Origin of the sequence: Aneurinibacillus thermoaerophilus, from assembly GCF_900099925.1 — a bacterium.
GTDB classification, from domain to species: domain Bacteria; phylum Bacillota; class Bacilli; order Aneurinibacillales; family Aneurinibacillaceae; genus Aneurinibacillus; species Aneurinibacillus thermoaerophilus.
The window spans coordinates 1-24,376 of record NZ_FNDE01000026.1; the positions used below are offsets into that span (position 1 = coordinate 1).

A 24,376-nucleotide genomic window follows, 5' to 3' on the forward strand; every position below is an offset into this window, starting at 1 on the left:
TATGGGAATCGCCACGGTTGCCGGCTTTTTCGCAGAGGTTGGCGACTTGTCCAGATACCAGCACCCTCGTCAACTTCAAAAGCTGGCTGGTCTGAACCTTAAAGAAAACCGCTCAGGAAAGCACCGAGGGAAAACCCGAATTACCAAACGAGGACGACCACAGCTTCGCGCACTTCTCTACAAAGTGATCCGACCCTTGGTCGCCAAAAACCAGGCATTCAAGGCGCTGCATATGTATGATACGACCCGACAGCAGAATCCGCTCCGCAAGCAGCAGTCGTTGATTGCCCTGTGCTGTCGTCTGCTTCGGATTATGTTTGTGCTGGCACGTAAAGAAGTCGATTTTGACATGAACAAGATGATGAAAGCTACGCCTTTATGTAGTCAGATCTTGCCTCTCACTGCATAAATCTTTTAGTTGTTTCTTTTTGGCATACGTTCTTATTCGATACCTTGATTAAAAACGAAGCACGGAGAAGCCGGAATGATTTTCACCATGCGGGCACTGACCCTGAAAAGGAGCATCTCTGGCCTCCACCTCATGGACAGGTTGAACGAAGGAAAGTAGGGACAGCAGATCCTGAGAGACATGGGAGGGTACACCACCATGAGTCTTGTGGAGATCCAATGTGCAACCATATTTTTCAAAAAGGCGATAGATCTCTGATAGGCTACGTCCTCCACTTCCAACATTTTTAAAAGTTTCAAATGTCTAACTGAGACTTCGTTTATAAAAATCAAGATATCATGAGAATACGTGAGTATTCGTAAGAAAAACTTTAATTCATAGAGGGAGGTGTACGATCTAAAATTTGATTCGCAACAGTTGAACGCATCGCTTTTAAACTGCTTTTTTTACGCTTTCCACGATATTGTAAAAGATGCAGTCCACACTGGAGAACGCATCTCCTCTTTTTCAATCATTGCAGCCATCGCTTTACGTACCACATCTTTCATTTTCACTTCATTTAACCAATGCGTTTTTGAATCATATAGCCCTTGTTCTTCTAACCAATCATTGTCAAAGCTAACTACATCTTGCCACATTGGAGAACCTTTTTGTTCGGCTTCACTATACAACTTCGCAATCTCTTTCTTACGATCCGTTGAAATATAATCATTGAATTCATCGAAAAGTTGTCCGTTCTTCTCTTCATCTCCCATGTAGTCCATGTAACGAAAATATACTCCTTCTTTTTTATTTTCCATTGATGATTTCTCTTTTATTTTTGCATCTTCACTGTTAATGACATACTATATTGTCCATAACTTGACGGCGTTTGTTGTCCGAGCTTTGACGGAAATCTTGTCCAAATCTTATTTGAAAGAAAGGGAGAATCATGACAATTCTCCCTCAACCACCCGTTTGACCATATGTTCATCTATGATGCGATGCCCGTTCTGTGCTCCATAAAGTAAACAGTGCGTGCACAGCTTGTTAATCAGCCTTGCGGCTCCTCCAGAAAAACGATGTATTTCATCGATCGCTCCATCAGAGAATATTTGCTGACTAACTCCGGCATATTGAAGATGCTTTGTTACATACTCGCCTACCTGCGCACGATCAAAGTGGCCCAGCCTGCATTGGATATCGATCCTCTGCCGAATTGCGGTAAAATACTGTAAACGAAGGCGATCCACAAATCGACGAATCGTGGTTGTTTTGCCTGTACCACAATCACCTGTTAATACCGCAAACAAATAATGGTTACCCGATACTACCTTCCATTTCAAACTGGATAAGACGGTTCATTTCTACCGCATATTCCATCGGCAGCTCTTTTGTGAACGGTTCAATGAAGCCCATGATGATCATCTGGGTTGCTTCGTCTTCTTTCAAACCACGGCTCATCAGATAGAAGAGTTGCTCTTCGCTCACTTTGGAAACGGTCGCTTCATGCTCTAACGTAATATTATTATTTAAAATTTCGTTGTACGGAATCGTATCAGAAGTGGAAAGTTTATCGAGAATGATCGTGTCACACTTTACGTTTGATTTAGAACCTTCGGATTTGCGTCCAAAGCTTGCAAGACCACGATATGTGACTTTACCTCCCTGCTTGCTGATACTCTTCGATACAATTGTCGAACTGCACTCTGGCGCCAAGTGAATCATCTTTGCGCCTGCATCCTGATGCTGCCCTTTACCCGCTACCGCAATAGAAATCACAACGCCTTTGGCACGCGGCCCTTTCATCACAACAGCCGGGTATTTCATTGTCAGCTTGCTTCCAATATTGCCATCAATCCACTCCATTGTTGCATCTTCTTCCGCAACCGCGCGCTTCGTAACGAGATTGTATACGTTATTGGACCAGTTCTGAATCGTTGTATAACGGCAACGTGCACCTTTCTTAACAATGATTTCAACAACTGCGCTATGCAACGAGTCGGTGCTGTAAATCGGTGCCGTACAGCCTTCCACATAGTGAACAAAGCTACCTTCATCCGCAATAATTAACGTACGCTCAAACTGACCCATGTTTTCGGAGTTAATGCGGAAGTACGCTTGCAGCGGTGTTTCACATTTTACGCCTTTTGGAACATAAATGAAGCTTCCGCCTGACCATACCGCGCTGTTCAGTGCCGCAAATTTATTGTCCGTCGGTGGAATCACCGTGCTAAAGTATTCTTTGACAATTTCCGGATATTCCCGCACAGCTGTATCCATATCACAGAAAATAACACCCATTTCTTCGAGCTCTTTCTGCATATTATGGTATACCACTTCAGATTCGTATTGTGCGGATACGCCAGCCAAAAATTTCTGTTCAGCTTCCGGGATACCAAGGCGATCGAATGTATTCTTGATTTCTTCCGGCACTTCGCTCCAGTCACGCCCTTTTTTCTCGGACGGCTTGACGTAATAGGTGATACTGTTAAAGTCGAGTTCCGTCAAATCTCCGCCCCACATCGGCATCGGCATACTTTCGAAGATTTCCAGAGCTTTCAAACGGAAATCCAGCATCCATTTCTCTTCACCTTTAATACGAGAAATCTCCTCAACGATTTCTCTTGTCAAACCTTTTTTTGCACGGAAAACTGAAATATCTTTATCATGAAACCCATATTTATATTCTGAGGACAGCTCAGGTGCTTTTTTACTCATTTCCATCTCCTCCTTGCTAAGACGTGTTACGCCTGCTTTTAATTTGGTTGCTCACGGAGTCCTTTTTCCATCGCTTTCCATGCAAGAGTCGCACACTTAATACGGGCTGGAAACTTGCTTACGCCTTGCAACGCTTCAATATCGCCTAAATCCGCGTCTTCGATCTCTTCTTCTGTAGCCTCACCTTTCATCATACGGGAGAAAAGGTCGGCCATTTTTAACGCTTCTTCGACTGTCAAACCTTTGATGGCTTCCGTCATCATCGAAGCGGAAGACATACTAATCGAACAACCTTCCCCGGTAAACCGGGCGTCAGTCACTTTTCCATCTTCTATTTTCATCTGCAATTGAATGCGGTCGCCGCAGGTCGGATTGTTCATATTAACCGTCAATGCACCATCTTCAAACTCACCACGGTTACGCGGTTTTTGGTAATGATCCATGATGACTCTACGGTACAAATCATCCAGAGAAGACATTGCCGAAATACTCCTTTGTTTTAATAAGTCCTTGTACCAATGCGTCTATATCCTCTTCCGTGTTGTAAAGGTAAAAGCTAGCACGCGCCGTGGACGAAACATTCAACCATTTCATAAGCGGCTGACAGCAATGGTGCCCCGCGCGAATCGCGATACCTTCCGCATCCAATACAGTAGCGATATCGTGCGGATGAGCCTCTTCCATCGTAAACGTAACAAGGCCGCTCCGCTGTTTCGGACCATAAATCTTCAACCCTTTAATTTCGCTTAACCGCTCCATCGCATAGTCCACCAGTTTTTTCTCGTGCTCACGAATTTCGTCTATTCCAATCGACTCAATGAAGTCAATCGCCGCGCCAAGACCAATGGCGCCTGCAATAATCGGTGTGCCGCCTTCGAATTTCCAAGGAAGTTCTTTCCATGTAGAATCATATAATTCTACAAAGTCGATCATTTCGCCGCCGTATTCTATCGGCTCCATTTTTTCTAAGAGATAACGCTTACCGTACAGAACGCCAATGCCTGTCGCACCCGCCATCTTATGACCGGAGAAAGCAAAGAAGTCACAATCCAAATCCTGTACGTCAACTTTCAAGTGTGGTGCCGCCTGTGCGCCGTCTACTACCATAACCCCGCCGTAACGATGCACGATTTTAGCGACTTCTTTTATTGGATTAATAGAACCAAGCACATTGGACACATATCCCATCGCTACAAGCTTCGTCTTTGGCGTAATCGTTTGTTCTGCGGCCTCCACGGTAATGGAGCCATCTTCCGCCAATGGAATAAACTTCAAGGTCGCACCGGTCTTCTTAGCTATTTGCTGCCACGGGATAAAATTACTGTGATGCTCTGCTTGCGTAATCACAATTTCATCGCCTTCACCGATAAAATTGCGGGCGTATCCCTGAGCAACAAAGTTTAAAGATGTGGTGGTGCCGCGTGTGAAAATAACTTCTGCTGTTTCTTTAGCATTAATAAATTTGCGTACTTTCTCGCGCGCTCCTTCGTATTTGTCCGTTGCAAGCGTTCCGAGGGTATGAACGCCGCGGTGAACGTTGGAGTTGTATTCGCGGTAATAGCGGTCAATCGCCTCAATAACTTGAATTGGCTTCTGTGAAGTCGCTGCACTATCAAGGTACACAAGTCGATGGCCGTTTACCTTTTGGTTGAGGATTGGAAAGAGCTTGCGAATTTCTTTCGCGTTCATGATGACAGCTTCCCTTCAATCATTGCACTTAAGCGTTTTTGCATACCCTCGATTGGCAAATGATCCAGTACCGGAGCTAGGAACCCGTTAATAATTAAGCGTTCTGCTTCCTGGCGCTTCACCCCGCGCGACATCATATAATATACCTGAAGCGGGCTTACCGGCCCAACAGATGCAGCGTGTCCCGCCATGACATCATCTTCATCGATCAACAAAATCGGATTTGCGTCTCCGCGCGCACGTTCACCGACCATCAGGATATTTTCCGCCTGTTCACCGTTTGCCTTCTGTGCGCCTTTCTTTATTTCCGTAATGCCGTTGAAAATCGCTGTCGCTTCATCCAACATAACTCCACGCGCAAGAATATTGCTTTCCGTATGAGTACCGACATGCACTACGCGGGATACAAAGTTTTCTTTCTGACCGCCGCTCGCCATCGCCACGGATTTTATGTCTGTAGAAGAACCGTTGCCTTTCAAAATCGTTGTCGTGTTGGCCACGGTATTTCCGTGATTCATATCTCCCAGCAACCATTCGATCCGCGCATCGTTCGCCGTAATTCCGCGGCGGTGTGTATAATCTGTTACCTGCTCTGCCAAAGAACGCAGAGAAGCATACTGTACTTTTGCGCCACCTTCCGCGAAGATTTCCACCATGCCATTGACAACAACCGGGCGGGTATAGTTTGCCCCTATTACGTTTTCAACAACCGTAACCTTGCTATTTACGTCAGCCACGATCAATGTATGTGGTAAAAGGGCTACATCTTCATCCGTACCCCACACAATAAGCTGTAGCGGTTCGTTAACTTCCACATTTTTCGGCACGTATACAAAAAATCCGCCACCCCACAGCGCCTGATGCAGCGCGGTTACTTTGTGCCTCTCAATGCCGCTCTGGAATAAGTATTTTTTCACGAGCTCACCATGTTGACGAGCAGCTTGCTCCAGTGGCATGAACAACACGCCCTGCTCTTTTAACGCAGCGCTCAGCTCCACATATACGACGCTGGAGTGCTTCTGCACCATGACATTCCCGTTGTCTGGCGCCAGTGCGTCTTTTGCTTCCTGCGGCAATTCATCTAGCGAAGCAAGTGCCGCTTCTTCTTTATAAGGAACGAACTCATCCATATTCCATTTGTCAATTTTCGTTTTCTCTAGCTTGGGCAGAGGCAATTGCTGATAACCATTAATCCCTTCCTGGCGAAGCCGCGTCAGCCATTCTGGCTCGCCCTGAAAACGAGCAATCGCTTCCTGGTCGAATCGCACATTCGTTTGTACGCTCATTACTATGCTTCCTCCTAACCTACGCTTCTGCGCCTACTGTTTCGTCCTTAATGCCAAGCTCCTCTTTAATCCAATCATATCCTTTTTCTTCAAGCTTGAGAGCCAATTCCGGTCCACCGGACTTCACAATCCGTCCCTGCATCATTACGTGAACGAAATCCGGTTTAATGTAATTCAGCAAACGCTGGTAGTGCGTAATCATCAATACGCCCATTTCCGATCCACGCAGTTCATTCACACCGCGAGCAACAATTTTCAGCGCGTCAATATCAAGGCCGGAGTCGATTTCGTCAAGAATAGCAATGCTCGGCTTCAGCATCATCATCTGAAGGATCTCGTTACGCTTCTTCTCACCGCCAGAAAAGCCTTCATTTACATAACGATGGGAGAAGGACTGATCCATCTCTAAAATTTCCATTTGCTTTTCCATTTGACGAATGAATTTAATGAGCGAAATTTCTTTACCTTCTTCCTGGCGCGCATTTAAAGCGCTACGCAAGAAGTCAGCGTTTGTTACACCGCTGATTTCACTCGGATACTGCATCGCGAGGAACAGCCCTTTACGTGCACGCTCATCAACCTCCATCTCCAGCACGTCTTCGCCATTCAATGTAATGGAACCACCAGTAACTTCGTACTTGGGATGTCCCATAATCGCGGAAGCTAGCGTCGATTTACCCGTACCGTTCGGGCCCATAATCGCGTGCACTTCACCGCCCTTAATTTCCAGGTTTAAGCCCTTTAGAATCTGTTTATCTTCGATTGCAACAGATAGATCTTTTATTTGCAAATGCGGTGTTCCTGCCATGAATTTTTCCCTCCAATTAGCTCTTATCGACTTCAAACATGACGTAAAATAGTCGCGTATAATAAACGATTTGTCTTCAATCTTCTTATATAATATAGTATATCATAGTTGGAAATCAAGGAAAGACCTATATACATACTTTTTAAACAAATTTGTTTAAAAAGTACCTTTATCTCTATTCCATTAGAGTATCCAATTTCCAAAGAATTTATTGGAAAAAAGAAAGCAACCCCACGATTTGCTGTATCGTTCTTTTTTCATTTTTTACAATTCTCAGGAGAAAAGGCCGGCTTTCCTAGCGCGTGAGGCAATAAATTCCGCTTTACGCGCGAATTGAAGTAACGGTTTTTCTCCAGCTCCTTTTATCGTTACATAAGCAGACTGCCCATTTCCCTCTTTTACCTGAATGGACACACTGTGACGCTGATAATGCACCTTGATAATATCGCCTGCATGAATGCTAACAAACGGAAATCCTTGCGAAGCAAACCCTATAAAAATGCTTTTGCTGTACACAATGATATCCATTTCTGTGGCGTGCACGTTATCATTATGGATAACTTCCTTTACTTTTCCTCGCCAGATAGGTACATCAAAATATTCCGGACCAATGACAGCCAGATCACTTTTATTTTCCTTTTTGCCTATTAGCGCATAAAACGCTAGGATAAACAGCAAAAAAGAAATTGACATCGCGGCGCTAATATAGAATAGAATCTCTTTCATACCCATTTCTTCCCTTCATAAAAGAACCTAAGAGCCTTCGCCTACAAGTGATATATTTCCAATCTTATCACTTTTCTTGCTTTCCACCATACGCGAACATGATTTTGAAACTTTCCTTTTGCTCCCTATAGCCATCTCCTGAAAATCCAGTGTTATTCATCAAAATTTTTTGTATAATATTAGTAACTAAAATCGTGAAAACGGGGTGATATAATGGAGTTTTTCTGCCCTCCATGTCGGAAAGTTATCGATGATTCCCATCCCCTTTGCGATCAGGCACAAGCATGGTTTTACGAAGCGAGCGGCAAAAGATTGTGGCGCATTCGCCGGTTAAATGAATACGCGTATCAGTACGTGACAGATGAAGAATATAGTCGTCTATGCGCCGAGAGGCCAATCATTCTTTCTGAGGCACGAAGTTGGGAGGACTTTGATTGCAGTTCTTATACGGGAATCGATTCACGCGGCGAACGTACCTCTATTTTTGATTGAATGACTAAAATGCATAGCGTTAAAAAAGAACCGGTGCCATGCGACACCGGTTCTTTGCCCAAATTTTTTGTTGTTTAACGCTAATCATTTTCCTCCGCTTTTTTTCCGGACGACGGCTTCTTATTTTCTTCCGATTCGTTAATTGGAGGACGCGCAAAGTTTTGCTTGTTCTTTTGCTTTTCGCGTTCTTCTTTATATTTTTCGTTTCGTTCTTTTTCTTCCTCTTTAATTGCGCGTCCTCCCTGCTGATATTGCTGTTGTAGTTGACCGTATTCAGAATAGTAGCGTTCATCTTCTTTCGTCCGATTTGCTTCTCTTTTCGTTTGCTGTTCGGCTTTCCGCTTCGTTTCGGCCGCAATGATTTTTGGCACGCCTTTTGTCTTATCCCTTTTTTCTTCTTCAGTCAATATATGCTGGCGTTTTCCAGCAGACGATTCTTCTTCCCGCTGAACGACTGTCGTCTCATGTTTTTTCTTTTCTTCTTTGGTGGCGTTAGCTTTATGGTTCGTCGCCATCCGTTGTTTTACATTTGAAGCAACGGGTTTGGTTACTTGAGCTGGTCGCCGCGCTTCCGGTTTTGCCGCCATTTTTTCCTTCGAATACTGAATGATGTTTGGAATATTTTCAAAGCCTCCGATAGCGGAAGATACTTCGCTAATGCTCAACGTCTGAATTTCCTTTTCACTAATCTTTTTATTTACTCGCTTCATGGAATCATAGAGCGTGTATTTTCCCGGGGAAATACCCAGCTTTTGCGCCTGCTTGCGCATTTCTTTCGTACTTTCCATTAAAGTGATGGTAAGCTCTCCCGCGCTGTTGCTGACAAGATGCGGTATTTCTTTTTTCATAAGCTGCAATAATTCCCGCGAAGCCTCCGGATTTTTCAACCCTACAGGTACAATAAGCACATCGTGGTTATTTTTTAAAAACCCGTGTACGCGCGCGTCCGTGAGAATATCTTTCGTTACTTCCAATAAAGGACGCTTTTCCCATTTAATATTCTTCAATATGCTTTCCGCATCCTGATTAAGTGCTGTGACGCTCGTTACTACATAGTTTTTATCAATTTCAAGTTCAAAGCTTGGATTAATATCAATGGAAACGGCCGCGTAAGCAGAAGCAAAAACCATATTCCATAACGGCAGTGCAGTAATGAATAAAAGCAAACAAGCCGCCGCTACATATGTCCAGCCCTTCCAGCTGCGCTTGGCCCGTTGCGATGCTTTTTCTGCTTTGACCGTGCGTGTAAATTCCACCTCATCCCCTTCTGTAAGAGGTTTGTCCACAGGAGGGATTTTACAAAACTCCCCGTCGGACGTCATGACAATAAGATACTGATTCTGTATCTCCAGTACGATGCCCTTCCTTTTCACGCGCAAGCTTCTCCTTTCCCTCTGTATCATCCACCTGAATGTAGGAGCGCAAATATTGATAGTTCTCAATAAAAATGAGTGTAATCGCCACAATATAATTTCGATTTCTTTCTACCGTCTTGCGTGAGAAAGAAATAAACTGCAGAAGATATTTGACAGGAATTTTCTTTTTCTCCAAAAATGCTTCGCGCAGCTTCTTGTTATCCGCGATCATCCGGGCGATGTGAATCATATTTTTTCGGGCATCTGCATGCCTTGGAGTGTATTCAGGAAGCTCTTCCAGCTCAATGTCGAATTCACGCAAACGTTCGCGATAATGCAAAATTTCTTCTCGCCGCATCTCCGCGTCCTGCTTTGCTTGATGCTGTTCAATCGCCGCCTGCACATCCCAGACATTATACTCGGGTGATTCGGGGTCTGCTGTCTCATCTAACGAAACAAATAAAGCCCGTTGCTTGTTTTTACGAATAAAATCTATGACACGCCTGCGTATCACAAGATCAGCAAACGAGAGAAAGCTGCTTCCTTTATCGCTTGAATACTGTGATATCGCTTCGTTAAACGCTTCAAGTCCAACGCTGAATTCTTCATCATGGGTTTGGTGAATATATCGCTTGCACACTTTTGATACCGTCGTTCCGATAAAAGGACGGTACTGCTGAAGCAATTCATTGCGCAACGCATCTTCGCCCTGGTGTATTCTTTCAATCATTTGATGAAGGTGTTCAGTCTCTTGCACCTGCAACAACTTTTCTCTTCGGCGCCACTTTCCTAGGAAAAGTGTAAGTAACAAAGACATTCACCTCGCTTCATATGTATTCGCGCCTTCTTGCTATTTTCAGGGGGGACGCACCCGTATTTATAAACTTATGACATATATAAACAAAAGAAAAGCCGCCTGTTTCTCTATTACAGCAGAGATTCTCCGGCGACCGAACATAAAATACTCTTTTTTTCAATCTCTAGCTTGAGCTAAGGCAGCGTTTTGTTGCTTTGTGCTTCCCAACGGATCAGGCGTTTGCTTAGTTTATTTAAACGACGCTTCAATTCATTGCTCCATTCTTCATCATCCAATTGTTTGGCAACAGACATCAAATCAAGCGCATTATCAATCTGACTGCGAAGAATATAAGAGATGTTGCCGTCGTCGATCGAAACGCAATTCTCAAAAATTCTCTCTACATGCTCTCCGGTCACATATTCGCGAAAGTCGACTTCGGGAGCTAAATCGGCCTGGGCGTATTCAGACAATATATCATACTCTTCCTCGATCTCAGGGTGAACATCAATACGATTGCATACAGGGCAGTACAAAATCGGGACGTTATGAATTTGCGTCTTAACATGACGCAAACTACCAAGTGCTCCAATCATACTGGCTCCACAACAAAAGCTCATCCGGACTCCTCCTTTATCATCTATAGCAGCTACGCAACAACGTACAACTTCTATTGTAATGGTGTATATTTTGTTTTCCCATGCGTAAAATAATGGAACTTCCCTGAAAAAACTGCCTGCATTGCAATGGCTGAATTTTCTCACCTTTTTTCTATTATTCTACCACAAAACCCTCTAACCTTACATGAGAAAAACTTGTAGGCGTTATCGATCCTTCTCTCTCCCCATGCCACATGCTCTACATGAGACGGGCAACGTTTGGCACACGCCTTGCCAGTGTTTCCTCGTTTACAAATGAAAAGATTCCTCATAAAAAGTAGATATGTCTGAAAGACTATAAAAAAAGGGGAGCGGAAATTTCCGCTCCGAGCTTAAACGCTTTCGCTTAACACCATCCCATGTCACAATTATCAACATAGCTGGAAGGATGGACAGTGTCCGCCGAGTCAATGCGAAAAATTCTTTGCTGCTCTACCATGTATCCGGCATTCATCGTACAGGAGGCCGCGTCAAACGGAATGTGTCCGATTTCTCGGCCATTCAGTGTCAGGACAATGCAATCCTCCGTCACTTCGCCACGCACTTGCTTCGTAACATCAATACGATTTACATCTGGCTGCTGTGACATCACAATCCCTCCCGATTTACACAAGAATACTTATAGTATGCCTAAGGAAGATATTTTTTACTCGTTTCTCAAACATAAGAAAAACTTGTGGGCGTTAACCGCTCGTTCTCCGTTCCATACGCTCCACAAGTTTTCGCAATGAATGGTTTGCTTTTTCAAAGCCCTCTAATTTTATACAAAAACATCCTTCTTCTTGTGCTCCTTTTGTACAGTGACAATGTCGTTTAAAAATTGAACGATTCAAGTTATATATCCCTCTAGTTTCCATTTCATGTATAATAAACAGGAAATTTCGATATTCGTTTATTTAAAATTCGGACAGTGTAGTCAAACGAACTGAAGTAAAAGTAGCATGAATGAATTAACCTTAGTTGATACAGGCTATACCAATTTTTTGCCTTTAATTGAAAAGGAGATTTTAAAAATTGGATATGACATGAAGAATTTAAAGAATATCATTATTACACACTGTGATGATGATCACATCGGTTCTTTATACGATTTCAAGGAAAAATATCCTTCAGTTACTATTATAGCTAGTGAAGTGGAAGCGAAATTCATTAGTGGTGAAGCGAAATCTGAGAGATTAGTTCAAGCTGAGGAAATGCTAAATAATATGCCTGAGGAAGAAAAAGAGTTTGGAAATTGGTTTATACAGCAATTAAAAATTTTAAGACATGTTTCAGTTGATGAAACAGTCCATGATGGCCAATGGATTTTACATAATAAATGCAAAATTGTTGCAACACCAGGGCATACATCAGGCCATATTTCATTATATTTTCCTGAATTAAGCAGTGTCATTACAGGAGATGCAGCAGTTAGAGAGGGGAATGAATTAGTGATAGCGAATCCACATTTTTGTTTAGATATTGAGAAAGCAAATCAGTCTTTGAATCGTTTAAAAAACCTTAAGGCTAAAGATTATTATTGCTATCATGGTGGAAAATTAACATTATAATTGGGAAGCTATTATTCATTTTTCCACTTTCAAACTTAAACAACTTTATTCGTTCATTTTTGAAGCAATCATTCTTCCAAAACTTCACTTTTAAATAACTTTAAAAGCCTTCCGAACATTTGATGCTGGAAGGCTCCTGTATTTTAAAGATGAAGATGAAATGACTGTATTGTTTCTTTACACCTTTGACTTTCGACTCGGCAATTCTTTATTCCTTCACCATTTCTTCATAAGCCGCCGCATCCATCAGCTTATTCAACTCGCTTGTATCGGACATCTCAACAACAATCATCCACGCTTTTTCATACGGTGATTCATTCACGAGTTCCGGAGAATCTTCCAGTTCACCATTCACTTCTACCACTTTTCCGCTTACTGGCGCATACAGTTCAGATACAGTTTTTACGGACTCTACGCTGCCGAACGGCTCATCCTGTTTCACTTCATCGCCTACAGACGGAAGTTCGACAAACACGATATCTCCCAGTTCGGATTGCGCAAAATCAGTAATTCCTACGTACGCCTTATTTCCCTCGACGCGTACCCATTCATGCTCTTCGCTATACTTTAAATTCATCGGCAAATTCATCTCGATCGAATCCTCCCTGTTATTCTTTCCGGACTATTTCTCCGTTTCTTCTGGAGTGAGCACACGGTCCAAGCGCTTTTCAAGCATTTTTAGCCCTTTTTCGCCCGCCTGATAATGGCGCAACTTCAAATCTGCATCAAACAAATAGTACGCCGGCACATACTGATTTTTGTAGGCGTCAACCAGCTTATAGCTGTTATCAATCGCGACAGGATGTGTTAGCTGGTACTTCTTAATCGCTTCCTTCACAGGCTCAATTTCCATATCCTTTTCCGAACGTGGCATGTGGATACTAACGACGCGCAAGCCCTGTTCTGCGTAGCGATCGCGCCATTCGTTCAATTGTGGTAATGCTTCCTTGCATGTATGGCAGCTAATCGACCAATAATGAACAAGCACTGGCGCTCCTTTCAGGTCTTCCTTTTTCACTTCGCCATTAACCCATTCGGTAATCCCTTCAAATTCAGGCATTTCCTCACGCAGTTTCATGCAACGCGCCTCCTTAATATAATAATTTCTTCCACTTCTACCCCCCGTCCGGTCAATATGCGCGAAACGGAGAAAATTGTAAAAAAAGGACCTAACACTTTTGCAAAAGTTAGGTCCTTTTCCGTACAAGCGAACAACGATTACTTCGCTTCCAAGTGAGCTTGACCCGGACGCCAGTTTGCAGGGCACAAACCACCAGATTGGAAAGCTTGCAGCACGCGGAGTGTTTCGTCTACGCTGCGTCCAACATCCAAGTTATGAATTGCGGAATACATCAATGTGCCTTCCGGATCGATGATGAATAGACCGCGCAACGCAACACCCTTCTCTTCAATAAGCACACCATAGTCACGGGATACTTTATGAGTAATATCGGAAGCGATCGGGAAGTTCAGTTTGCCCAGACCGTTTTCTTCACGCGGCGTGTTAATCCATGCACGGTGAGAGAACTTGCTGTCTGTGCTGACTGCCAGCAGTTCCGTATCCAGTTCTTTGAATTGCTCATATGCGTCGCTCATTGCAGTGATTTCCGTCGGGCATACAAAAGTAAAGTCCAGCGGATAGAAGAACATTACCAGCCATTTGCCTTTGTAGTCAGACAGCTTTGCAGTCCCGAAGTTCTCACCGTCACCCAGAGCTGTTTCCATTTCAAAATCTGGAGCTGGTAAACCTACTAAGCGTTCTGCCATATGTAACTACCTCCTAATATTTATTCTAATCCGGGCAAGCCCGGAATAGTAAATGTTACCTTATCTCTTTACATAATAGCAAGCCAAATGATAATAGTCAATACAAGATTGTAATTATTCTAATTAAGATAGTTCAACTTTTTTCAAAATGAGCCTTATGATGGTCAGCACACATCATATAACATACACCGTTTAGGAAGAAAGTATTCCTGATTTCTTAATACGCAGAATCACTTCCTTTAAAACGTCAACAGGTTTTACCAGCGCAATGCGAACATACCCTTCCCCTTCAGCACCGAACGCATTGCCAGGAATCACCACGACCCCCGCCTTTTCCAACAAGGCAAAAGCAAACGTCTCGGAAGTCCACCCGTCAGGAACACGCGCCCAGACAAACATGGTCGCCTGCGGCTTCGGTATTGTCCATCCGTTGTCCCGAAGTCCGTCCAGCAGCACATCACGCCGTTTCTTATAAATGGCAGCATTGTAGTTTTTTCCTGGATTTGCAATATCGTACTCCATCGCCGCTACTGCCGCTTCCTGTACGGCGAGAAACACCCCATAATCAATATTGGACTTAATGATGGCAAGCGGGCGAATAATATCCCTGTTACCTACAAGATAACCAACACGGCAACCAGCCATATTAAAGCTTTTGGACAGGGAGTTAAATTCGACTCCCACCTCTTTCGCTCCCGGCGTCATTAGGAAGCTCGGTGGACGGTATCCGTCAAACGCAAGCTCCGAATACGCCAAATCGTGCGCAACGATTAACTGGTTTTCCTTAGCAAACGAAACGACTTCTGCAAAAAATCCATCTTTTGCGATAGCGGTCACCGGATTGTTCGGATAATTGAGCACCATCAGTTTAGCGCGCTTTTTCACATCATCCGGAATTTTCGAAAAATCAGGTAGAAAATCGTTCTCTTCACGCAATGGCATCGGATAAATCTCGCCGCCCGCAAGCGCTACACTTGCAAAATAAATCGGATAGCCTGGGTCCGGAACCAATACGATATCTCCTGGGTCGACCCATGCCTGAGCCAAATGAGCCAGCCCATCCTGTGAGCCCATAAGCGATAGCACTTCATGTTCAGGGTCCAATTCTACGCTGAAACGATGCTGATACCAACGCACAACCGTTTTCCGAAATGCAGGTGAGCCCTCCGAAGTCGGATAACCATAATTCCCCACATTCTGTACCGCGTGGGTTAACGCTTCGATAACAAAGGGAGGTGGCGGCTGATCGGGACTGCCAATACCAAGGTCAATAACCCGAACACCGCGCGCCTCTACCTCTTTTTTGCGCCGGTTCATTTCCGTGAAGATAGCCGACGTCAGCCCCTGAAGACGGCGCGAAGGCCGAATAGTAAGCAACCTTTCCATACGCGCCTCCCTTATTTCCACGCTTGCTCCATTTCGTCTTCTTTAAATCCGACCGTCACTTTACCATTTCCAATGATAAGCGGACGCTTGATAAGCTTCCCATCAGAGGCGAGCAAATCCAGCATTTCTTCTTCTGACATATCCTTTAATCGGTCTTTTAGGCCCCGTTCACGATAAGATTGCCCGCTTGTATTAAAGAATTTCCTGAGATCGAGTCCGCTCTGCTGCCAATATGTACGAAGCTGCTCCTTGGTCGGTGGCTCATCCACAATCGGAATTTCGCGGTATGTGATCCCGTTTTCGTCCATCCATTTTTTCGCTTTACGGCATGTGCCACATTTATTATATAAGTAAGCTGTAACTTCCGTCATCCTGATCCTCCTTTTTCTATAGCATAGCATAAGAAAAACCATGTGCGGAAGGTGCTAGAAACAAATTGCAGGTCAACTGGATCTTTCCAGCAAAATCTGAGGAAGGTGCAAATTCGGGTGAGTAATAACCAATGGTTTCACGCCATATACACCTGCCAGCAAATTGGCTTCTATTATCTCTTCCACACCGCCATATTGCGTAATTTTTCCGTTCTCCATAAGCAGCAGGCAGTCACAGTACTGGGCGGCCAAATTTAAATCGTGCAGCACAAGCACCGCGGTGCCTCCCGTTTCTTGCCGCCATTCGCGTACCACATCCAAAATTCCAATCTGATGGCCAATATCAAGATACGTCGTCGGCTCATCCAAAAGCAAAACTTCTGGCTCTTGCGCCAGCGCGCAGGCAATAGCGGCGCGCTGGCGTTCTCCGCCGCTCAACTTTTCAAGCGGCTGATCAGCCAGCCCCGTAAGTCCTGTTCGCATGAGCGCACGCTGTATAGCTTCCGCATCTCGTGCTACATTGCTCCGGAACAAGCGATGATACGGGTATCTTCCCATCGCGACCGCTTCCCTGACGGTAATCGGCAGCGGGGCAAATCCTTCCTGGCTTACGACCGCCATTTTGCGTGCCAGCATCTTAGGAGAGTAGGCGGAGATCTCCCTGCCATCCACTGTTACCATTCCTGAAGAGGGGACAAGCAGGCGCGATATTACTTTTATCAACGTCGATTTGCCCGAGCCGTTCGGCCCGATAATGCCCAATATTTTACCTTTCTCAACGCAGAAATGAATATCGTGCAAAATTTCGTGCTGTCCGATCCGCAGGCTTATATCGCACACTTCGATCATGTTCACCTATGCTTGCCTCCTTGTGCTTCATTCATGATACCACAAACCACGCCGTCGCTTACGCAATAAATACCCGAAGAAAGGCGCGCCCAAAAATGCGGTAATAACACCGATCGGAAGCTCTTGCGGCTCCATAATCGTCCGCGCCGCCGTATCGGCAATCATTAATAAAATCGCGCCCGCAATCGCTGATACCGGCAAAAGCACCCGATGATCCGAACCAACGAGCGATCGCATAATGTGCGGCACTACCAATCCAACAAAACCAATAACGCCGGAAACCGCTACCGCCGCTCCTGCGGTAAGGGAGGCCGCAAGCAATACGATAAGACGTGTTCGCTCTACATTCATCCCCAAATGGTGCGCTTTTTGTTCACCGAGCGTCAGTAAATTCAACTCTCTCGCAAAAAGGAAAATTACGAGCGCCCCGCCTAGGACATACGGAACAATCACCATGCCAGAAGACCAATCGCTTAATGTCAAGCTTCCCATTAACCAGTACAAAATTGTTTGCATCTTTTCTCCAGACATCGACATAACTAGAGATAGACCTGCGCCAAGAAACGCCTGCACCACCACGCCCGCTAGCAGAAGTGTTTCCGGTTGGACTTTTCCACCGATATAAGCAAGACGATACACTACCAACAATGTACCCACACCGCAAATAAAGGCAATAAGCGGCAGTGTCCACCGGCCGGCAAACAAAAGCTCCTGCCCGAATAAAATAAAAGAAGCTGCTCCGAGCGAAGCGCCGGAAGACACTCCCAGCACATAAGGATCGGCAAGCGGATTGCGCAAAACACCTTGGTAAGCAACACCGGATACTGCAAGCGCCGCCCCGACCAAAACGCCCACCAAAATGCGGGGCATCCGAATATTCCATACGATAATCTCCGCCGAATTTGACCACTCTTTTGTAAATTCCGGCATAAACGGTACGTGCGAAAGAATAATTTTCCAAACCGTGCTGAAAGATAATCTAGCGCTGCCTAGCGAAACGCTGGCCACCATCACAACAAGAAGCACAAGAAGAAGGGGAAGCAGCCACAATCCTAGCTTCTTCCCCCAGCCCAATTGACCTTCTTTCAATTGCATCATTCCTTATTTATGAAATAGTTCCGGGTGCAAATATTGCGCAATCTCTTTTAGCCCTTGCGTAATACGTGGTGCCGGTCGATTTACTACGTCCGAATCAAGCGAATACACCTGGCCGTTTCGTACCGCTTTTACTTGCTGCCATTTCGGCCGTTGCTTGATTTTAACGGACGCGTCCTTGTTATAGTAACCGTATGTGTTTAGAATTACATCCGGGTTACGCTGTAGCACTTTCTCCTCCGATAGTTGCTTCCAGCCATCCAAATCAGCCGCAATATTGTTGCCCCCGGCCATCGTCACCATATCGTGCATAAATGTGCCTTTTCCTGCCGTAAATAAAGAAGGATCAACCTCAATCCAGACATTCGGGCGCTTGTCTACGGGAATGTTTTTTACTTTTTCCTGAACTTCCCGCACATCATCTTTCATGCGCTTAATGACCTCAGCTGCTTTCACCTCATTGCCGGTGACTTTTCCTATCATTTCAATGGAATCATAAATCTCGTCAAATGTTTTCGCCCCCATTACTACGACTGGAAGACCGGTTTTGCGAAGCGCCTCAATCGCTTCCCCATTTCCTGTATCTGCCAGGATAAGATCTGGCTCCAGCGATACGACTTTCTCAATGTTGACTTTCAGGTCTCCAACTTTTTCTTTTGTCTTTACTTCTTCCGGATAATTATCATAATTAGATACACCTACCACTTTATCGCCCGCGCCTACGGCATAAGCGATTTCGGTAGCGCTCGGCATAACGGACACAATCCGTTCCGGTTTCTTTTCTAGTTTGACTTCCGTCCCTGTTTTGTCTGTAATACTCAGTGGAAACGCTCCCGCCTGCGCTTGCTGTTTCTTCTGTCCGGCAGAATCATTGCCTGAACTGTCGGACGCATTGTTACCACATGCGGCCAGCACAACCAGCAACATAATAGCTATCATGATCGATACACATTTTTTCATCTGCTTCTCCGCACCCCTTTCTGTACATCTATCCCTATTTATTTGTTCCTTACCATAGGTGATTATAGGCGGTTGTATCCCTTTTTACAAGGTGGTCGATATTCTCTCCGGATTACCGCTCATATAGCGTAACCGCATTTCGCAGCTTCTTGGATACATATAATGCCTGATCGGCGTGTTTCTTCAATTCTTCCGCATTTTTGGCAGACACAGGGTATGTATCAATACCAATACTAAGCGAAGCAGGTATCTTCATCTTGTTAATAACAGGAGGATACAGCCGTAAATGCTGCTGCATGGCCTTCGCTTTTTTCCGCGCTGTTTCTCCGTCTGCGCCTAACGCCAGCACAATAAATTCATCTCCTGCATACCGATATGCTTCTTCGCGTGGACCAAGACAATAGTTGATGGATTCAGCTACACGATGCAACAGCAAATCCCCAGCATGGTGACCGTACGTATCATTTATTTCTTTCAAATTATCTGAATCAATCATTAGCAGGGAAAGCGGCTCACCGCGCAGATTCGCCTGACGAATTTTATCATGCAAATCAACCTGAAACGCGCGACGGTTTTTTAAGCCGGTAAGTTCATCCTTAATAGCAAGCTCCATCATTCGTTCATATAATTCTGTATTTTCAATCGCACTGGCCACCTGTGTACCAATAATACGCAAAAGCTCCTCATGCTCTTTTTTATAAGCGAACTCGCGATAGCTTTGCGCCGTAATGACCCCTTTCATCTTTCCTCGCAAAACCATCGGCACAAAAATGAGGGTTTTTGTATCCTGAGCGGGATTTCCCCAACAAATTTCCTCCTTTCTCTCCTGTTTTGCCCCTGCATGAATATGAATAGAACGGCCCGTTTTCAGCACTTCGGAAACAATCCCCTGACCGAACGGAATCGTCCAACTTTCATAGCGAATACCGTTATCGATAGCAAACGGAATGTAAATATTTTCTTCCCCCTTGCGGTAAAAAGCGATGAAGAATGCGTCCACATCCATTACGCGAGATACCAGCTCAAACGCTTTTTGATAAATTCTCTCTTTGTCAAACGTCTGGGTAAATGTCTGTTGCAAATCATGTAGAATTTTTAGATGCTCTGACATCCAGCTTAAATTTTCAAGCTTTCCCTGTACCCTGGCCAACCGCTCAATCATCCTGTAGTGTAACTCTTTCACCTCTTCCGGCACATTCGCGTCTTCAACCTTTCCCTTCATTCTAGAAAAATCTGCATGAGTCACTGTTTCTTCCTGCAACCATTGTAAAAGTTCGGCGTAATCATCAAGCATCCACACATGAAACAAAAGCGCACGCTGCTTTTCTTCTTCCATGGTTCTCTCCCCACTATCTCCTAGATTAAGCATGCCAGACAAACAAAGAAAGAAGCAGACGGCTTTTCTATCTGCCTCCTGCTCCTCCTTCTTATCTCAAGACTATCCGCTTATTTCCACCTGATATCCATAGTATTTACGTATATTTAACACACCATTCTCAAAAAGCAAATACTGTCCTTTCATTCCAATTAGCCGATCTTCGATTACAGGTTGCTTGTCTAGGTTATATGGTTTTACCTTCTGGACCTGTTCCAAAATTGGATATATAAAGTTCATCCATTCATCTTCTTCAATCATGTACTGTTTGTACTCTTCCGGAAAATATTCATATATTTTCTCGCGCAACCCAATCAGATCAACCGGCTCCACTTCACCTTTCAGCATTTTGCGCCAATCGGTTTTATCTGCCAGATACTGTGTAAGATATGCTTCCAATTCGCCTGCGATTTTCCGCGTAGGCACCTCAGCGATTGCGATCGCCTGCACCGCTCCCTGATCTACCCAACGTTTCTTTTCATTATTTTTTCTGGTCAATCCTACTTTAACGCCGCTGCTCACAGCCAGATAGACGTAATGGGGAACCATGCAGTGCGCCACTCCCCACTCAGAATCTCGGCACGTTCCCAAGTGGTAATGGCACTCATGCGGTTTTACGATACACAAATCATTTTCCGGCAACTTGACAAAGCAGGGATAGCAATATCCGTTATTGTACGTCTTCTTTATGCTTCGTCCGCAATGTACACACTTTATATTGTCCAGAAACTCAACACGGATGCTTCTGCCGATCCATCCGTTCATCAGCACTTTCGCTTCATTAAGCTTCAATATATACTGTACTGGATTTTCATATTTGTGAACAAATCCTTGCAAAAAACCTGTATGTTTCACAATATTTGTCTGTTCGATATTAATGTGCCTCCTCGGAAATATCGATGACTTTGCGCAGAAACGCACGCGTGCGTTCATTCTTCGGATTCGTAAATACGTCTTCCGGCTTGCCCTCTTCTATAATAACACCCTGATCCATAAAGATGACACGATCGCACACATCGCGTGCAAACCCCATTTCATGGGTAACCACTACCATCGTCATCCCTTCTTGGGCCAGCTCTTTCATAACCGCCAGCACCTCGCCTACCAATTCAGGGTCAAGTGCCGAAGTCGGCTCATCAAACAACATCACTTTTGGATTCATCGCCAGTGCCCTTGCAATCGCTACACGCTGCATTTGCCCCCCTGACAATTTCTCCGGATAAACCTCTGCTTTGTCACGCAGGCCGACTTTTTCAAGAAGATGCAACGCTTTTTCACGCGCTTTGTCAGGATTTTCTTTCAACACTTTCAACGGGGCAAGCATCACATTTTCCAGTACAGTTTTATGCGGAAACAGGTTAAAGCGTTGGAATACCATGCCCACTTCTATGCGCACCCGGTTCATATCAACTTTCGGATCGGACAAATCATGCCCGTTAACGATAATCTGGCCGCTCGTTAATTCTTCCAATCCGTTCAAGCAGCGCAAAAACGTACTTTTCCCCGAACCGGACGGGCCAATCACGCTGACGACTTCCTTCTCATTAATGACGCAGTCGACGCCTTTCAATACTTCCAATGAACCATAATATTTATGCAAATCTTTAACTTGAATAATCATGCTCCCGTCCCCTTTCCAACTGCCCTCCATCCTTTTTATTTTAAGAAAAAAAGGCTAATTTGTAAAACGGATTAACGATGTTTTTTCTTCCTGTTTGGTTCTCTGGAAAAAGAATCCTAAACCTATGAAAAGCAAAAACATACTACCAAGAAAATAAAACATGCTGCCCGGAGACACATATTGAATGCCGAGCCCGCCCAGATTCGGGCCAATAATGCTTCCTACGCTAAAATTAATGGAAGCGATGACGTTGGCTGCTGGCAGATACGCTTTCGGCACAAGGTCAGCCACATAAGCAAGGCCGAGGGAATAAAATGAACCGACCAGACCTCCTGCCGCAATAAACGCAAACAATATGCCCCATACATTATTGCCGAATAGCGGAACAGACAAAAAGGCCAGCCCACCTGCGAATCCGGCCAGCATAAGCACTTGCTTTCGCCCTTTGCGGTCGCTCCATAATCCGAGCGGAATCTGCAAAATCAAGCTTCCAATACCGAAAGCAGGCAAAAGCACTGACACCCAGCTTTCGCTGAGCCCCATCCGCAGCCCATACACCGGAAAGTTGCTGTTCATGGACGATTCCATATACCCATAAAGAAGAGCCGGAAAAAGCGCGAACCAAGCGATTCGTATTGCCCCGATATAACGGCTTTTGGCAGGTGCATTCTTTTCTTCCCGTACCGGATATTCGTGCGGCATCTTGAGCAAAAGCAAAAGCGCAAGACCAAAACAGCCGCCGATCACAGCGAAAGGCACCCACACACCGAATGACATCAGATTGATGCCCAAAGGTCCGATACTAAATCCAATCGCATACGCCATTCCGTAAATAGAAATATTGCGCCCTCGTTTCTCAGCCGGGCTTGTAGATGTAATCCACAGCTGTGACGAATAATGCAGCGCACTGTCTCCCATTCCGACCAACATACGCAACGCAAACCAAAAGACAAGATTTTTCCAGAGGGGAAATAATAGCGTCGCCGCCATAACAAGCATAATTCCCAGTATGATGACCCTTTTATAGCCGAATTTACGCACTGGCTTTTCAATAACCAGCATGATAAGGAACATCCCGATATACAAGGCAACGGCATTCAAACCGTTCATGCCGGATGATACTCCTGATTTTTCCAAAAGAATCGTTAGGAGTGGAAGCAGTAACCCTTGGCTCAAGCCAGCAATGAGCACTACAAAGATTAAAAGCAAAAAACGGTATGATGACGAAGCGGTTCGCACTTTCTTCACTCCCCTTCCTAAAAATAATAATGCTTGTCGGCAAACGGCTCCATGCGCATTTGTACCAACAAGCTTACAATCCAACATCTATTGTACTGTACAAAAAGAAAAAAGGCGACGAATTAATTCGACGCCTTTCCTTCTTCCAAACTATCCACATGATTAGCAGGCCCCTGCTTTCGTCGACGCAACCAGCTAACGACAAGGAGCAATGCAGGCAAAAGCAACATAAAAATAGGGGCAGTCACCACGCGAATATCATTATGATACAAAGTAACATCATTTACATCATTAATAAAAATTTGTGATAGGCCAATAATCAGAAAACAGAGTGGCAACACAAGCGGATTGACACTTTTCGCTCCGGTAAGATGTGCCACTCCATGGACGAGCGTATAGAAAATAACGATAAATCTCATCAATATCATCATGATAAAGATTCCAAGGAGCAAAATATCAATCCGCTCGATAAACTCCCCAATCTTAACAAAGCGAATCGCTGTAATGTACGGATATGTGTTAGCCTGCGCTGTTCCCGGTCCAAGCACCCCAACGGTGATAATGATCTTATAGGCAATGTAGAGACCGCCCAGCACAAGCGCAATGACCGGAGAAAAAAATCGCTTATTCGATCTTTTCGTGTAAGGAAGAATACTCATGAAAAAAATAATCTCTCCAAGCGGAAGAACGTAATGCAGATACGATGCATACAAAATCTCGCCCGGTGGATGATCCAAAAACGGTAGCACATTCTCCAGCCTAAACTGACCGATCAGCAGCATATTGATAAAAACAAGCAAGATGAAATAAAAAGGAAACGCCATCTCTACGAATCGGCCAATTCCTTCTATTCCTTGGTATACCGCATACGCTGCTACGATAACCATGCTAATAATGTATACACCAACCGGCAATTCAGGAGTTAATGTCGATACGACGAATTCGGCGACACTTCGAGACAGAATGGAGCAAACCTCCACTGCAAAACAGATATACAACAAACTTACCAATTTTCCCGGCCATTTCCCGAGGATGTCTTCCGCGTATTCAAACAGTATCTTTCCAGGATGCCGCTTTTGCAGTTGTGCAAGCAAATAAAAGGTAAGGATGCTGGGCAAAATGGCAAACAAACTGGCAATTGCCCCATCCTGGCCCGCCATTATGGGGTTCTCCGAGCTTGTCATATAAATGACAATCAGGATAAACAATTGACTGGAAGAAATTCGACCTTTTTCATACATAT

Annotated in this window: 27 protein-coding genes and 1 pseudogene; 3 read left to right on the top strand and 25 right to left on the bottom strand. The window is 44.6% G+C overall.

Features of this window, described 5'->3' with window-relative positions; genetic code table 11:
* The coding region (locus BLR88_RS12620; RefSeq protein WP_091260830.1) for a transposase at positions 1-409 on the top strand (409 nt) is incomplete at its 5' end.
* 446 nt (positions 410-855) lie between these two features.
* Here the strand turns inward: BLR88_RS12620 and mobL are convergent.
* The 8 genes from mobL to BLR88_RS12660 all read right to left on the bottom strand — a co-directional run bounded on the left by mobL (position 856) and on the right by BLR88_RS12660 (position 7,618).
* A complete protein-coding gene (mobL, locus tag BLR88_RS12625) occupies positions 856-1,248 on the bottom strand; it encodes a relaxase MobL (RefSeq protein WP_322787669.1) in 393 nt (130 codons plus the stop codon).
* Positions 1,249-1,338: 90 nt separating this feature from the next.
* Positions 1,339-1,734 (bottom strand): hypothetical protein, encoded by a 396-nt coding sequence (locus tag BLR88_RS20170; RefSeq protein ID WP_236781959.1) that lies wholly within the window; start codon positions 1,732-1,734, stop codon positions 1,339-1,341.
* The gene (gene sufB, locus BLR88_RS12635; RefSeq protein WP_057897713.1) at positions 1,709-3,109 is read right to left on the bottom strand and encodes a Fe-S cluster assembly protein SufB; all 1,401 of its coding nucleotides are present in this window, start codon (positions 3,107-3,109) and stop codon (positions 1,709-1,711) included. The genes BLR88_RS20170 and sufB overlap by 26 nt, the downstream gene beginning before the upstream one ends.
* 38 nt (positions 3,110-3,147) lie before the next feature.
* Complete coding sequence (gene sufU, locus BLR88_RS12640; protein WP_057897712.1) at positions 3,148-3,588, bottom strand: Fe-S cluster assembly sulfur transfer protein SufU; 441 nt, start codon at positions 3,586-3,588, stop codon at positions 3,148-3,150.
* Positions 3,572-4,798 (bottom strand): cysteine desulfurase, encoded by a 1,227-nt coding sequence (locus BLR88_RS12645; protein WP_057897711.1) that lies wholly within the window; start codon positions 4,796-4,798, stop codon positions 3,572-3,574. Before BLR88_RS12645 ends, sufU begins: the two co-directional genes overlap by 17 nt.
* Positions 4,795-6,084 (bottom strand): Fe-S cluster assembly protein SufD, encoded by a 1,290-nt coding sequence (gene sufD, locus BLR88_RS12650; protein WP_057897710.1) that lies wholly within the window; start codon positions 6,082-6,084, stop codon positions 4,795-4,797. The genes BLR88_RS12645 and sufD overlap by 4 nt, the downstream gene beginning before the upstream one ends.
* Positions 6,085-6,103: 19 nt before the next feature.
* On the bottom strand, positions 6,104-6,892 hold the full coding sequence (gene sufC / locus BLR88_RS12655) for a Fe-S cluster assembly ATPase SufC (protein WP_057897709.1): 789 nt from the start codon (positions 6,890-6,892) through the stop codon (positions 6,104-6,106).
* A gap of 273 nt (positions 6,893-7,165) precedes the next feature.
* Entirely contained in the window at positions 7,166-7,618 is a 453-nt protein-coding gene (locus BLR88_RS12660; protein ID WP_057897708.1) for a hypothetical protein, read from the bottom strand.
* Positions 7,619-7,831: 213 nt separating this feature from the next.
* On the opposite strand from BLR88_RS12660, the gene BLR88_RS19080 reads away from it, so the two are divergent.
* Positions 7,832-8,110, top strand: a complete 279-nt coding sequence (locus BLR88_RS19080; RefSeq protein ID WP_139184975.1) for a hypothetical protein — start codon at positions 7,832-7,834, stop codon at positions 8,108-8,110.
* An 80-nt stretch (positions 8,111-8,190) separates the two neighbouring features.
* Here the strand turns inward: BLR88_RS19080 and BLR88_RS12665 are convergent, their stop codons facing one another.
* From BLR88_RS12665 to BLR88_RS12680, 4 genes are all read right to left on the bottom strand, one after another.
* Complete coding sequence (locus BLR88_RS12665) at positions 8,191-9,483, bottom strand: anti-sigma factor domain-containing protein (RefSeq protein WP_162264993.1); 1,293 nt, start codon at positions 9,481-9,483, stop codon at positions 8,191-8,193.
* Entirely contained in the window at positions 9,407-10,276 is an 870-nt protein-coding gene (sigI, locus tag BLR88_RS12670; protein ID WP_057897706.1) for an RNA polymerase sigma-I factor, read from the bottom strand. The genes BLR88_RS12665 and sigI overlap by 77 nt, the downstream gene beginning before the upstream one ends.
* 179 nt (positions 10,277-10,455) lie before the next feature.
* Positions 10,456-10,881, bottom strand: coding sequence for a hypothetical protein (locus BLR88_RS12675; RefSeq protein WP_057897705.1), 426 nt, complete (start codon positions 10,879-10,881; stop codon positions 10,456-10,458).
* A gap of 385 nt (positions 10,882-11,266) precedes the next feature.
* The gene (locus BLR88_RS12680; protein WP_057897704.1) at positions 11,267-11,509 is read right to left on the bottom strand and encodes a DUF2553 family protein; all 243 of its coding nucleotides are present in this window, start codon (positions 11,507-11,509) and stop codon (positions 11,267-11,269) included.
* A gap of 355 nt (positions 11,510-11,864) precedes the next feature.
* Here BLR88_RS12680 and BLR88_RS12685 point away from each other — a divergent pair.
* A pseudogene (locus BLR88_RS12685) lies at positions 11,865-12,470 on the top strand (MBL fold metallo-hydrolase); the annotation flags it as partial.
* Positions 12,471-12,678: 208 nt separating this feature from the next.
* Here the strand turns inward: BLR88_RS12685 and gcvH are convergent.
* From gcvH to BLR88_RS12750, 13 genes are all read right to left on the bottom strand, one after another.
* Entirely contained in the window at positions 12,679-13,059 is a 381-nt protein-coding gene (gene gcvH, locus BLR88_RS12690) for a glycine cleavage system protein GcvH (protein ID WP_091260834.1), read from the bottom strand.
* A 33-nt stretch (positions 13,060-13,092) separates the two neighbouring features.
* The gene (locus BLR88_RS12695; protein ID WP_057897702.1) at positions 13,093-13,548 is read right to left on the bottom strand and encodes a redoxin domain-containing protein; all 456 of its coding nucleotides are present in this window, start codon (positions 13,546-13,548) and stop codon (positions 13,093-13,095) included.
* 140 nt (positions 13,549-13,688) lie between these two features.
* The gene (locus BLR88_RS12700; RefSeq protein ID WP_057897701.1) at positions 13,689-14,237 is read right to left on the bottom strand and encodes a peroxiredoxin; all 549 of its coding nucleotides are present in this window, start codon (positions 14,235-14,237) and stop codon (positions 13,689-13,691) included.
* A 192-nt stretch (positions 14,238-14,429) separates the two neighbouring features.
* Entirely contained in the window at positions 14,430-15,623 is a 1,194-nt protein-coding gene (locus BLR88_RS12705; RefSeq protein ID WP_057897700.1) for an LL-diaminopimelate aminotransferase, read from the bottom strand.
* A gap of 11 nt (positions 15,624-15,634) precedes the next feature.
* Positions 15,635-15,994, bottom strand: coding sequence for an arsenate reductase family protein (locus tag BLR88_RS12710; RefSeq protein WP_057897699.1), 360 nt, complete (start codon positions 15,992-15,994; stop codon positions 15,635-15,637).
* 72 nt (positions 15,995-16,066) lie between these two features.
* A complete protein-coding gene (locus BLR88_RS12715) occupies positions 16,067-16,843 on the bottom strand; it encodes an ABC transporter ATP-binding protein (RefSeq protein ID WP_091260851.1) in 777 nt (258 codons plus the stop codon).
* A 27-nt stretch (positions 16,844-16,870) separates the two neighbouring features.
* A complete protein-coding gene (locus BLR88_RS12720; RefSeq protein WP_057897698.1) occupies positions 16,871-17,938 on the bottom strand; it encodes a FecCD family ABC transporter permease in 1,068 nt (355 codons plus the stop codon).
* A 6-nt stretch (positions 17,939-17,944) separates the two neighbouring features.
* Entirely contained in the window at positions 17,945-18,898 is a 954-nt protein-coding gene (locus BLR88_RS12725; RefSeq protein WP_057897697.1) for an ABC transporter substrate-binding protein, read from the bottom strand.
* A 112-nt stretch (positions 18,899-19,010) separates the two neighbouring features.
* A complete protein-coding gene (locus BLR88_RS12730; RefSeq protein ID WP_057897696.1) occupies positions 19,011-20,234 on the bottom strand; it encodes a sensor domain-containing diguanylate cyclase in 1,224 nt (407 codons plus the stop codon).
* A 102-nt stretch (positions 20,235-20,336) separates the two neighbouring features.
* Positions 20,337-21,128 carry a DUF2797 domain-containing protein gene (locus tag BLR88_RS12735; RefSeq protein WP_057897695.1) on the bottom strand — a complete coding sequence of 264 codons (792 nt, stop codon included), beginning with the start codon at positions 21,126-21,128 and terminating at the stop codon, positions 20,337-20,339.
* Positions 21,129-21,147: 19 nt separating this feature from the next.
* Complete coding sequence (locus BLR88_RS12740; RefSeq protein ID WP_091260838.1) at positions 21,148-21,894, bottom strand: amino acid ABC transporter ATP-binding protein; 747 nt, start codon at positions 21,892-21,894, stop codon at positions 21,148-21,150.
* Between the two features lie 54 nt (positions 21,895-21,948).
* Positions 21,949-23,142, bottom strand: a complete 1,194-nt coding sequence (locus tag BLR88_RS12745; protein ID WP_254778312.1) for an MFS transporter — start codon at positions 23,140-23,142, stop codon at positions 21,949-21,951.
* A 113-nt stretch (positions 23,143-23,255) separates the two neighbouring features.
* A complete protein-coding gene (locus tag BLR88_RS12750) occupies positions 23,256-24,374 on the bottom strand; it encodes a GerAB/ArcD/ProY family transporter (protein ID WP_057897693.1) in 1,119 nt (372 codons plus the stop codon).
* Positions 24,375-24,376 lie beyond the last annotated feature (2 nt).

Coding starts and splice junctions, on each gene's coding strand:
- BLR88_RS12695 (WP_057897702.1), bottom strand. CDS start 13,548: ATGAAACTGCGTGAGGAAATGCCTGAATTTGAAGGGATTACCGAATGG.
- BLR88_RS19080 (WP_139184975.1), top strand. CDS start 7,832: ATGGAGTTTTTCTGCCCTCCATGTCGGAAAGTTATCGATGATTCCCAT.
- sufU (WP_057897712.1), bottom strand. CDS start 3,588: ATGTCTTCTCTGGATGATTTGTACCGTAGAGTCATCATGGATCATTAC.
- BLR88_RS12720 (WP_057897698.1), bottom strand. CDS start 17,938: ATGCAATTGAAAGAAGGTCAATTGGGCTGGGGGAAGAAGCTAGGATTG.
- gcvH (WP_091260834.1), bottom strand. CDS start 13,059: ATGAATTTGCCGATGAATTTAAAGTATAGCGAAGAGCATGAATGGGTA.
- BLR88_RS12750 (WP_057897693.1), bottom strand. CDS start 24,374: ATGTATGAAAAAGGTCGAATTTCTTCCAGTCAATTGTTTATCCTGATT.
- BLR88_RS12675 (WP_057897705.1), bottom strand. CDS start 10,881: ATGAGCTTTTGTTGTGGAGCCAGTATGATTGGAGCACTTGGTAGTTTG.
- BLR88_RS12680 (WP_057897704.1), bottom strand. CDS start 11,509: ATGTCACAGCAGCCAGATGTAAATCGTATTGATGTTACGAAGCAAGTG.
- BLR88_RS12710 (WP_057897699.1), bottom strand. CDS start 15,994: ATGACGGAAGTTACAGCTTACTTATATAATAAATGTGGCACATGCCGT.
- BLR88_RS12730 (WP_057897696.1), bottom strand. CDS start 20,234: ATGGAAGAAGAAAAGCAGCGTGCGCTTTTGTTTCATGTGTGGATGCTT.
- BLR88_RS12700 (WP_057897701.1), bottom strand. CDS start 14,237: ATGGCAGAACGCTTAGTAGGTTTACCAGCTCCAGATTTTGAAATGGAA.
- BLR88_RS12645 (WP_057897711.1), bottom strand. CDS start 4,798: ATGAACGCGAAAGAAATTCGCAAGCTCTTTCCAATCCTCAACCAAAAG.
- sufD (WP_057897710.1), bottom strand. CDS start 6,084: ATGAGCGTACAAACGAATGTGCGATTCGACCAGGAAGCGATTGCTCGT.
- BLR88_RS12740 (WP_091260838.1), bottom strand. CDS start 21,894: ATGATTATTCAAGTTAAAGATTTGCATAAATATTATGGTTCATTGGAA.
- sufB (WP_057897713.1), bottom strand. CDS start 3,109: ATGAGTAAAAAAGCACCTGAGCTGTCCTCAGAATATAAATATGGGTTT.
- BLR88_RS12715 (WP_091260851.1), bottom strand. CDS start 16,843: ATGATCGAAGTGTGCGATATAAGCCTGCGGATCGGACAGCACGAAATT.
- BLR88_RS12660 (WP_057897708.1), bottom strand. CDS start 7,618: ATGAAAGAGATTCTATTCTATATTAGCGCCGCGATGTCAATTTCTTTT.
- sufC (WP_057897709.1), bottom strand. CDS start 6,892: ATGGCAGGAACACCGCATTTGCAAATAAAAGATCTATCTGTTGCAATC.
- BLR88_RS12725 (WP_057897697.1), bottom strand. CDS start 18,898: ATGAAAAAATGTGTATCGATCATGATAGCTATTATGTTGCTGGTTGTG.
- BLR88_RS12705 (WP_057897700.1), bottom strand. CDS start 15,623: ATGGAAAGGTTGCTTACTATTCGGCCTTCGCGCCGTCTTCAGGGGCTG.